9 protein-coding genes and 1 pseudogene are annotated in these 10820 nt (G+C 34.0%); 6 read left to right on the top strand and 4 right to left on the bottom strand.

Translation table 11 applies throughout. From position 1 onward, the window contains the following. The 4 genes from KGF50_RS09115 to KGF50_RS09100 form a co-directional block, all read right to left on the bottom strand. On the bottom strand, nucleotides 1-540 hold a 540-nt coding region (locus KGF50_RS09115; protein WP_285894666.1), incomplete at its 3' end, for a M56 family metallopeptidase. Beyond that, entirely contained in the window at nucleotides 541-915 is a 375-nt protein-coding gene (locus KGF50_RS09110) for a BlaI/MecI/CopY family transcriptional regulator (protein ID WP_227847748.1), read from the bottom strand. 83 nt (nucleotides 916-998) lie between these two features. Continuing rightward, a complete protein-coding gene (locus KGF50_RS09105; RefSeq protein WP_227847747.1) occupies nucleotides 999-1580 on the bottom strand; it encodes a hypothetical protein in 582 nt (193 codons plus the stop codon). A gap of 792 nt (nucleotides 1581-2372) precedes the next feature. Beyond that, nucleotides 2373-3437 carry a hypothetical protein gene (locus KGF50_RS09100; RefSeq protein WP_227847746.1) on the bottom strand — a complete coding sequence of 355 codons (1065 nt, stop codon included), beginning with the start codon at nucleotides 3435-3437 and terminating at the stop codon, nucleotides 2373-2375. Nucleotides 3438-4287: 850 nt separating this feature from the next. On the opposite strand from KGF50_RS09100, the gene KGF50_RS09095 reads away from it, so the two are divergent. The 6 genes and pseudogenes from KGF50_RS09095 to KGF50_RS09070 all read left to right on the top strand — a co-directional run. After that, on the top strand, nucleotides 4288-7332 hold the full coding sequence (locus tag KGF50_RS09095; RefSeq protein ID WP_227847745.1) for an SrtB-anchored collagen-binding adhesin: 3045 nt from the start codon (nucleotides 4288-4290) through the stop codon (nucleotides 7330-7332). A 234-nt stretch (nucleotides 7333-7566) separates the two neighbouring features. After that, nucleotides 7567-7893 (top strand): YdcP family protein, encoded by a 327-nt coding sequence (locus KGF50_RS09090; RefSeq protein WP_002323337.1) that lies wholly within the window; start codon nucleotides 7567-7569, stop codon nucleotides 7891-7893. Nucleotides 7894-7908: 15 nt separating this feature from the next. After that, nucleotides 7909-8292 (top strand): YdcP family protein, encoded by a 384-nt coding sequence (locus KGF50_RS09085; RefSeq protein WP_003062614.1) that lies wholly within the window; start codon nucleotides 7909-7911, stop codon nucleotides 8290-8292. Between the two features lie 168 nt (nucleotides 8293-8460). Continuing rightward, nucleotides 8461-9048: a helix-turn-helix domain-containing protein gene (locus KGF50_RS09080; protein ID WP_077712164.1), complete on the top strand. Its 588-nt coding sequence runs from the start codon at nucleotides 8461-8463 to the stop codon at nucleotides 9046-9048. Nucleotides 9049-9260: 212 nt separating this feature from the next. Beyond that, a complete protein-coding gene (locus KGF50_RS09075; protein ID WP_227847744.1) occupies nucleotides 9261-10655 on the top strand; it encodes an FtsK/SpoIIIE domain-containing protein in 1395 nt (464 codons plus the stop codon). 20 nt (nucleotides 10656-10675) lie between these two features. Then, nucleotides 10676-10810: pseudogene (locus tag KGF50_RS09070) on the top strand (conjugal transfer protein); the annotation flags it as partial. Between the last annotated feature and the right edge of the window lie 10 nt (nucleotides 10811-10820).

Genomic DNA, 10820 nt, shown 5'->3' with positions numbered 1-10820 from the left:
CCAATAAATATTTTCTTCATTATATGGAAGGTCCAATAAAAATACATATGGTTTAAATAATCCTACTCCTGCTGGACTGGCTAATTCATCTGTATACCTTAGAGGAATATCATTTTTTATATTTAATTCAGCTAGTAAATTTTTGTAAGTGCGATTTATATTTTCATCTTCAATCTCAAAAGAGGTGTCAACAATGAGATTCTTAAATCTTACATATTTGATTAATACACGAGATATGCAAAATATAGCTCCAATTATCCAAATACATACAAATAAAAATGTAAAGTTTTTATTTGTATGATTATTATTAAAATTAGTTATATTATCAATTAGAGTATAACTTTCTTCTGTTTTTGTAGTAATTTCAATTGAACAAGAAATTGGGAAAAGTAACATTCTAAAAAGAATAATTAGCCAAATATAATAATTGAATTTTTTACTAAACATTTTAAACAGACATATTTTTAAAATTATTAATATACAAATACCTAAACTACTTATAACTGTTGTTTTTAATAAATTTTCAAATAAAGCATCCATTTATTTATCCAGGTCATTTGCTATTTCTATAAGAATTTCAAATTTATCTTTATCTAAAAGATTATCTTGATATAATGAAGATAATAAGCTTTCTAGTGAGTTATTATGCATGTTACTCATAAAATCTTTAGTTTCAAAGTCTATGTATTCTCTGTTTTCAACTATAATTTTATAATGTGTATATTTATCAATTTTTTCAGCTGATAAAAATCCTTTTTTAACAAGTCTGGATAGAAGTGTCAGTGTAGTTGTTTGTTTCCAATCATATTCATTTTCCATAGCTTTAATAACTTCTTTAGAAGTCAATTCATTATTTTGTTCCCAAATAAATTTCATTACTTTTAGTTCTGCTTGAGGTATCTTTTGTAGCATAATTTGTCTCATAGATTAAATTCCCTCCTTATAGGATATATTTAATTTAATACTACAAAATTAGAATAATTAAGTCAATAAAAATTTTATCTGCTGTATCTTTTGAGTCCTTCTGCTATGAATTGTGTAAGGATATCTTGCTTTTTAAAATTCTTATGTTTTTCTGTAAATTCTATAAACTTATCAAATATGTCTGAATATACTCTAAAGTATTTGACTAATGCATCACCAGTAAGATTTTCAGCATCTATTTTCAATTCCAAAACATCTACTACATTTTTTTCTTCTTCAAATTTTTTTAAAAGTTCAAGAGCTTTAAAAATATTTTCTTTGTTTTCAACAATTTCTATTAAACTATCCCTAAAATTTGCTATTTCAAACATCGAATTTAGGGATTCACTAAGGTTAATATCTGTAGAATCAGATGGTATTAATGAAGTGCTACTATAGTAAGAAGAATTTTCTTTGTCATGAGAATTAATTTTATTGTAACACTTATTTATCTGGTCTAACTCATATCCAGCTTTTTTTACACGATCTCGCCAAGTTGATGATGGTAAACATAAATTTCTACATACTTCTGCTTTAGATGTTCCTAAAGACATTTTTTGATTGAAGTAATTTATTTGTTCATAAATTTCTAATTTATCAAATTCTTTTCTGTTCAATGACTATTTCCCCCTATATTATTGTAAAGTTAGTATATATCTACATTTTAATAAAATATTACAAAAATAATACTTTTGTAATATTTTATATATTTGTTCATAAATTTCTAATTTATTAAACTCTTTTCTATTCAATGAATATTTTCCCTATATTATTGTAAAGTTAGTATATATCTACATTTTAATAAAAATATTACAAAAACAATACTTTTGTAATATTTTATGTATTTGTTTATTTAGCTGATTTTAATTTATTAAACTCTTTCCTGTTCAATGGATATATTCTGCTATATTATTATAAAGTCAGTATATATCTATGTTTTAATAAAATATTACAAAAACAATACTTTTGTAATATTTTACAATTGTAACATATTAGTAATTTATATATATTTTAGCATCATTAATTTATAAAAAATAGTCCCTATATTTATATTTGTAAAATTATAATAATCTTTGTTAAGAAGCTTTATTAAAACATTTAATTAAAACATCTATTAAAACATTAATTAGCAAAAACGTATTTTATATGTATTATAGTATTATCAATATATACATAAATTCATCAGTAAAAAAATTATAATTATGTGAACAATATTTTTTTCTATTGTTAAATAAAAATATTAGAATGTTAATGAAAAAATTTTCTTTTTTGATAAAATGTGGATAAAATTTTTAAAAAAATACATGTAATTAGATAATGGAGCTATCTAAATTACATGTATTTTTTTTATCTGCATAGTAAATTAAGAGTAATAAAATTTTATTACTCTTAATTTACTATATCTTGTTTTAATATAAACTACCAAAATTCAAAATTGATTTTGTTATAAAATTTCTTATAAATCCAGCAGGATTATGTATATTATTAATATTTATATTATCTTCATAATAAGTACTATCAAACATATGATTTAAAGCAATTAAGACTTTTTTAAATCCAAATTCTATAGAAAGATTAACCAAGTCATTTATAATAAGAGCTTTTTCAGCTTCAAGTTTTATATTTGTTTCCAATGAAGGTTTTTTAGATTTAGAATTTAATAATGTATCAGAATAATTAGAACTAAGTGAGAATTTGCCATTATCAAGTAAATTTAGTATTTTTTTCCTTGCTGAATCTCTGAAATTTTTATTAAACTCAGACTTAGATTTATAATTGGTTATGTCTAATCTATTTCCTAAAGGTTTAAACTTAGAATTTTTGCTATATATGATATTATTAATCAACTTGCTCGATTTTTTTATATATTCAGGTAGATTGTTCACTAAATTTGCTTTATTAAATACAATTTTTTTACCCTTACTTTTTTTAGCTGCATCAACCCATAATAATTTTTTCAACTCAACCTTTAACTCATTAATACAATTTATATCTAAAAAATTAACTAGATCATCAAGAGTTAATGTTATGTAACCACCACCACCATATTTCTTTTTAAAATGATTTTTATACTCATCTGATATTACTATATCAAATTTTCCATAACCATTAGAAGAAGGTGTAAAATATGCTAGTCCCAAAATAGAAAGTAAATCTTGATTTTTTCTAGCTGTAGGAATGGATATTCCACATAATATAGCTATATCTTTATAACTTACATGTTTTCTAACAAAACATTTATTATAAGGCAAAAAATGATATACTAAATATTGTTTTATTAAAGATTTAGTAACAGATATAATTTGTATAGAGTCATTTTTTATTAGACCATTTTCTTTTTCAAGTTCATAATATCCATCATTTATTTCAACTTTGTCTATTTTATTTTTAAAAATAGAAATTACTTCTTTTAGCTTTGATTTAGAGATTCTTGCATTTGGTTTTAAATCTTCAAATAATAGCTTATTAGTCATTTTTTACCTCCTTTCATGTTTTATTTTACATACATAATAAAATATAAGCATATATTACATAAAATATAAATAAAAGTCCACATAGGAAAGGTTCGCAGATTCTATTGTCTTTTTAATAGAACCATTGAAATGCCTAGAATGAAAAAAGGTTCGCAGATTTCATTGTCTTTTTGGTGTGATGTAGTATTTTCAAATGCTTGAGTATGAATTTATAAAAATATTATCAATCAAAAAAAATTTTTCGACATTTTTCATTGATTGAAAACCTTAAAAAACAGAAAGGTTCGCAGATTCTATTGTCTTTTTAATAAATAAATTTATCTAGAAATGGAAAGGTTCGCAGATTCTATTGTCTTTTTATATATAAATACATATTAAAATAATAATGTTTATAGGATTTGTCGATTTTTATGTTTATAAATTAAGAGATACAGATATTTTTATACTAAGCATAATAAGAAAGGTTCGCAAATTTCATTGTCTTTTTGAATATAAAAGTAGTAATTATATTCATGTAGATATTAACTATGTAAGAAAGGTTCGCAGACTTCATTGTCTTTTTATATTAAAACACAATAAAAATCTGATTATCCGCTAAAACACAGTATCTATCAGCATTTTCAAGGAAACAAACACATCAATTTACTACTTATTTACTACCATTGAATGAGCCTTGATACGCAAGTTTTCCTAGATATGCAAAGATATGGTACAGCACATCAGTATTGAAACAAGAAAAATTGAATAACTCATAGACTATGGAACGCCTAAAATGACGTTCCTTTTCTATTTTCAGCCGTTCATTATGGACGGTTATTTTATTACCAAAAATGAAAGGAGCATTAGATTTATGAAAAAGATGTTAAAACGATTGTGTACGGGCTTCTTAGCTCTTGCAACTGTCGTTACTGCTTTGCCGACTACACCCGTTCATGCAGAAAGTAAGCAATACTGGACGGAGTCAAAAGAGCGTGTCGGTATCGTTGAAAAAGTAATGAATGACGGTTCGATTGGTTCTACCTTTAATGAGGGACATTTGACCGTTGAGGGCGAGGACGCTTACTGTATCGACATTAACACAGACTTTAAGAATGGCTACAAGACCAGAGCTGACGCAAGCACCCGTATGAGTGCCGACCAGATAAGCGACGTTGCCTTATCTATCGAATATGTAAAACAGTACACAGACAGCCACAACGGAATAAGCAAAAACCACGCCTACCTTTTAAGACAGCTTGTTGTCTGGCAGAGATTAAGCGTACATCTTGGCTGGCAATGCGATAACGTGCGAGCTTCTTATGATGAAATTCCAAAGGCAACGCAGGACGAAGTTTTCGCTGGTGCAAAAGCCTTTGTCAAAGAGAATAAAGGACGCTATGAATGTGGCGGTTATATCTACTCTGGCGAGGGGCAGGAATTGGGACAATTCTGGGCGAAACTCAATGTTGGAAATGCGAAACTTCAAAAGACTTCCAGTAATACCAGCATTACAGACGGTAACGGGAATTACTCTATCGCTGGTGCGACATACGGTGTCTTTGCTGATAAGGACTGCACGAAACAGCTTGCCACCCTTACGACTGATGAAAACGGAAATACAGATGTCGTAGAGGTAAAGGCTGACACAGTCTATATCAAGGAATTATCCGCACCAGCAGGATATAAGGTTGATACAAATATATATTCCTTAAAGGTTGAAGCTGGAAAGACAGCGACCTTGAACGTATCAGATACACCAAAGGTAACAGACACTTTGATTGAACTCTTCAAGATTGATATGGAAACACAGAAAGACAATCCGCAGGGGAACGCTTCTTTAGCAGGTGCGGAATTTACATGGAAGTATTATACTGGCTTCTACAATAAAGACAATCTCCCTGCCGAAGCTACTCGTACATGGGTTACAAAGACAATCGCCGAAACAGACAGCGACGGTACAATCCATTATGTTACAAAATTAGCGGACGCATACAAGGTATCTGGCGACAGCTTCTATATGCAGGACGGTAAGGCGGTTCTTCCACTTGGGACGCTAACCGTAGAAGAAACAAAAGCTCCAAACGGCTACTTGTTAGAGGGTGCATATATGCAGGCTGGCGATAAGTCCGAACAGATTAAGGGCTTATACCTTACACAAATTACAGAGGACGGCGACCTTGCCGTACTTACTGGAAGTAACCAGTTTTCCGTATCAGACAAGGTTATCCGTGGCGGTGTCAAAATTCAGAAACGAGATTTAGAAACGGGTGATACAAAGCCACAAGGAAGTGCTACCTTGAAAGATACTGCCTTTGACATCATTTCCTTAAATGATAATGCGGTATTGGTTGAGGGCAAGCTATACAAGAAAAATGAAGTGGTAAAAACAATCCATACAGACATTGAGGGTGTCGCTTCTACTTCCGCTGACCTTTTACCTTATGGAAAATTCCGTATCGTTGAGAGTGAAGCTCCAAACGGATATTTTACAGACGGTGCAAAACCGATTGACTTTGCAATCACAGAAAACGGAAAAATTGTGGACTTAACTGACGAAGCCCATTCTATCTATAATCAGATTAAGCGTGGCGATATTGAGGGCGTGAAAATCGGTGCAGGCACACACAAGCGTCTTGCTGATGTTCCTTTTAGGATCACAAGCAAGACGACTGGGGAAAGTCATGTTGTAGTAACTGATGATAACGGGCAATTCTCCACTTCTGCTGACTGGGCTTCCCATAAGCACAATACCAACGCAGGCAAGACCAGCGAGGACGGTGTATGGTTTGGGACTTCTGAACCAGACGACAGCAAAGGTGCGTTACCTTACGATACTTATATCATTGAAGAAATGCGTTGCGATAGCAACAAAGGCTTTGAACTTATCCCACCTTTTGAAATCGTGGTATCAAGAAATAACCTTGTGATTGATTTAGGAACGCTGACTGATGAATACGAAAAAGAAATCTCTATCCATACCACAGCGACCAGCAAGGACGGCGAAAAGACAATCCTTGCTGGAAAAGAGGTAACAATCGTTGATACCGTCAAATTAGACGGACTTACAAAAGGCACAAAATATCAGCTCAAAGGCTGGCAGATGTTAAAGGAAGAAAACGCTGAACTTGTCATTGACGGAAAGCGTGTAGAAAATGACTATACCTTTATTGCTGATGATGAAGCTATGAAAGTGGAAATTGCTTATACATTCAATGCGTCCGAGCTTGGCGGTAAAAATCTTGTAACCTTTGAAGAATTGTATGATTTAAGCAATCCAGACGAACCCGTGAAAGTTGCGGAACATAAAGACATTGAGGACGACGGACAGACGGTACTTATCACAGAGCGTATCATCAAAATTCATACGACTGCTATCGACAAGGACGGCAACAAAGAGCTTGAAGCAGGAAAAGAGGTAACAATCATTGATACCGTAACCTTAGAGGGCTTAGAAATCGGTACACAGTACAAACTTGTGGGCTGGCAGATGTTGAAAGAAGAAAATGCCGAGCTTCTTATCAATGGAAAGCGTGTGGAAAGTGATTATACTTTTACTGCTGACAGCGAAACTATGAAAGTGGAAGTTGCCTTTACCTTTGACGCTACTTCTCTTGACGGCAAACAGCTTGTAACTTTTGAAGAATTGTACGATTTAAGCAATCCAGACGAGCCGAAGAAAGTTACCGAGCATAAGGACATTGACGACGAGGGACAGACGATTACCTTTAAGGAAAAGCCAGAAGAACCAGAGAAACCCGAAACACCACAGACACCAGAAAAGCCACACCAACCTAGCAACAGTCCCAAAACGGGCGATAACACAAACCTTTACGGACTGCTTGCACTTCTTTTAACTTCTGGTGCTGGACTGGCAGGTATCTTCTTCTACAAACGTCGTAAAATGAAGAAATCATAAGGCGGTAATGGTATGAGAAAAGGAAAATCACGCTCTCCGCCGAAGCTGTCAAACGGCAGACTTCCGCTTATTCTGGCTTGTCTGCCAACAACCTGCAAGAACACGGATAGTCAAGGGTGCGTAAGCATTGATTTTACCCTTTACTATCGGTGGGATTGCTGGTACTTCCCGAACCGCCAGAATAAGAAATCACTATCAATTTATCAAAAATAGAAAGAAACGAGGTAAAACAATATGGAAATGAAATATGTCGTGCCAGATATGGCACAGTCTTTTGGAACTCTTGAATTTGCAGGCGAAAGCGAGCCAGTCTTTGAAAAAGATAAAAATAACCGCAGGGTCTTAACCAGACGAAGCTATAACCTTTATTCCGACGTACAGAAAGGCGAAAATGTTGTGGTGGAAATTCCCGTGCAGGCTGGCGAAAAGCATTTCAAGTATGAGCAGAAAGTAAAACTTGTTAATCCGAAGTTATATGGCAGAGGCTACGCAATCGGGGATATGGGACATACCGATTATGTGTTGCTTGCTGATGATATTGTAGCAGTTGAAGAAAAGTAAAGGAGTGGAAACATTATGAGATTATCAAACGGATTTGTCATTGACAAAGAGAAAACATTTGGAGAATTAAAATTTACAGCGGTGCGTGATGTGTTCTTGCAGAATGAGGACGGGACACCGAGTACCCAGCTTAAAAAGCGTATCTATGATTTGAAGTGCAGTTTGCATGGTGGAATTATCCCCGTGTCCGTACCGCCAGAAGTACCAGTAAGGGAATTTCCGTACAATGCAGTTGTGGAGCTTGTCAATCCAGTAGCAGATACGGTATCAAGAAAAACCTATACGGGTGCAGATGTGGACTGGTATGTAAAGGCAGAGGATATTGTGTTGAAGAATAAAGGCAATCAGAACGCAGGCAATCCACAGAACCATGTACCGCAAGGACAGATGAAAAAATAAATGTGAGCCCATATTTTTCTTGTAACTTATATATAGAACCGATATAATTAGTTGAAAAGTTCTGTTTTAAGCCATGTAAAACTATTTTGACAAGGGAAAATGGCAATGTCAAAGGCTTTTGACAGACAAAATAGCTATATTCATATACAATAAAGGAGAAGATTCAAGATGGATATTGGATTACAAATCAAAAAATTTAGGGAACAACAAAAAATTTCTCAAGAAGAACTGGCTCTTAAAATATTTGTTTCAAGACAAACAATTTCTAACTGGGAAACAAATAAAAGTTGTCCAGATGTTAAAAGTTTAATTACTTTATCTAATATCTTCAATGTGTCTTTAGATAATTTTATAAAAGAAGATATAAAGGAGATGAGGGAGATTGTAGAAAAAGCAACTATTAAAAAGTTTAATGTGATAAGTGTAGTTTTCCTAATTGAATTGATAGTCGTAGCCATAAGTGCCTATCCTTTATTTAATATTAAGGGAAATATAGGAATTATTATTTGGTTATGCTTGTTCGCAATAACGCTCTATACGGCAAGTAAGATTGAAAAATTCAAAAAGAGCCATGACATTCAAACCTATAAAGAAATTTTGGCATTTATTGACGGAAAGCAATTAACGCATGATGAAACACAACAAGAAATAGGAAAAAGAAATTATCAAAAAATCATATTTGCATTCATTGCAGGTGTAATCGCACTTATTATATGTTTTGTTGTAATTTTTATTTGCCAGCATTTAACAAATTAAAAGGGAGGAAAAATCATGGAATTTTGGCTTATTATGATTGCCTTTATAGTTATGGGCGGAAGTTGTTCATTAGCAGGTACTTGGTGGGATAGAAAAAATAAAAAAGATAAAAAAGAAGAAAAGAAACAATAAAATTTACACTTTATTGTTGATTAAGCAGTTAGTCTTAGGATTGACTGCTTTTTTCATACCTAGAAAGGAGTGATTGATTTATGCGTATGATTTGGAACAAAGGACACCGTATCAGAGCCAGCGACAAGCACCTTGTCTACCACTTTTCCATAGGGATGCTTCTGTTTGTATTTGTGGCGGTTCTCCTGCTATTGAATATAAAACAGCTCATGCGTACTGACTGGGAGCATTTTAGCTTGTTAGAGAACGGCTTGACGCTTTCCCCTTACAACTCCATAACCATACTGATAGCGACTGGTGTTTGTGCATTGGTCGCTTTTCTGTATTACCGCTTCTGTTACGACAGTTTCAAGAAGCTCCTGCACCGTCAAAAGTTGGCACGAATGGTACTGGAAAATAAGTGGTATGAAGCCGATACCGTACAAGACAGCGGTTTTTTTACTGACCTGCAAAGCAGATCAAGGGAAAAAATCGTCTGGTTTCCGAAGATTTATTATCAAATGGAAAAGGGACTGCTTCATATCCGCTGTGAAATTACGCTGGGGAAATATCAAGACCAGCTTTTACGGTTAGAAGATAAACTGGAAAGTGGCTTGTATTGCGAGCTGACCAACAAGACTTTGCATGACGGTTATATCAAATATACCCTGCTTTATGATATGATAGCAAACCGCATTACCATTGATGAAGTACGGGCAGAAAACGGCTGTCTTAGGCTGATGAAAAATCTTGTCTGGGAATATGACGCACTCCCTCACGCCCTTATCGCTGGTGGAACGGGTGGCGGTAAAACTTATTTCCTGCTGACGCTCATTGAAGCCTTACTGCATACTGACGCTATTCTTTACATTTTAGACCCGAAGAACAGCGACCTTGCGGACTTGGGAACGGTCATGCCGAACGTCTACCATACCAAAGAAGAAATGATTGATTGCGTCAATGCCTTTTATGAGGGCATGGTACAGCGAAGTGAGGAAATGAAGCGACACCAAAACTATAAGACGGGCGAAAACTACGCCTATCTGGGACTGCCACCATGCTTTCTTATCTTTGATGAATATGTGGCGTTTTTTGAAATGCTGGGGACAAAAGAAAGTGTAAGCCTACTTAGCCAGTTAAAGAAAATCGTCATGCTGGGGCGACAAGCAGGATATTTCCTTATCGTTGCCTGCCAGCGTCCAGACGCAAAGTATTTCTCGGACGGGATAAGGGATAATTTCAATTTCCGTGTGGGACTTGGACGTATCAGCGAATTAGGTTACGGTATGCTGTTTGGTTCAGATGTGAAAAAGCAGTTTTTCCAGAAGCGTATCAAAGGGCGTGGCTATTGTGATGTGGGAACAAGCGTTATCAGCGAATTTTACACGCCTTTAGTCCCAAAAGGACATGATTTTTTACAGACTATCGGCTCTCTTGCACAAGCAAGGCAGGACGGGGCGGCGACGTGCGAAGCGAAAGGCGACGGCACGGACTAGCCGTTGCTGGTGTGGCGTAAGCCACACCAGCAGGTAAAACCCCTCGGTATCTAACAGGGGGGTACAAATCGACAGGAAACAGTCAAAAAAACATTAGAAAATCCTTTGGTTACAAGGGATTTACAAAATTTCAGCGTATGTCAAATGGGCTTTAAAAGTTGACAT

The organism is Clostridioides sp. ZZV15-6598 (assembly GCF_020657705.1).
Classification (GTDB): Bacteria; Bacillota; Clostridia; order Peptostreptococcales; family Peptostreptococcaceae; genus Clostridioides; species Clostridioides difficile_F.
The sequence above is the reverse complement of the archived record's forward strand: the minus strand, read 5'-3'. Positions and strand labels throughout refer to the sequence as shown.